Here is a 367-nt window from a genome sequence, read left to right as displayed (position 1 = left end):
CTGGGTCATGGCGCCGATGGGATCCTGCACTTCGCGCAGCGTGCGCTGCATGAAGGGGCCGAGCATTTCGGGAGAAGCCGGTCCGAGAAGATAGGGCAGGGTGAAGGAGGAAAAAATACCGAGCACTGAAAAGGAAAGCGCCACGAGAATGGAATTGGAAATGCGGGGCAGGATGATGTGCCAAAAGACCTGAAGCGCGTTTGCGCCCACATCCCGCGCCGCCTCCACCGACTGGTTGGCGACGCTGCCGAGTCCCGCGAGCAGGATAAGAACGGTCAGCGGAATATTATCCCAGACAAGACCGATGACCTGCCCCCGCGGAGTGAGATAGGGCGTGCGGATTTTCGGCAGGTCGACCGCATTGAGC

Annotated in this window: 1 protein-coding gene; it reads right to left on the bottom strand. The window is 60.2% G+C overall.

The features are described 5' to 3' along the window. Positions 1-367 (bottom strand): ABC transporter permease subunit (locus PL640_RS25735; RefSeq protein ID WP_271363894.1); only part of this gene is annotated, 367 nt, incomplete at both ends.

Origin of the sequence: Agrobacterium sp. ST15.16.024 (genome assembly GCF_027956545.1) — a bacterium.
Classification (GTDB): domain Bacteria; phylum Pseudomonadota; class Alphaproteobacteria; order Rhizobiales; family Rhizobiaceae; genus Agrobacterium; species Agrobacterium cucumeris.
This window is presented reverse-complemented; position numbering and strand designations above follow the sequence as displayed.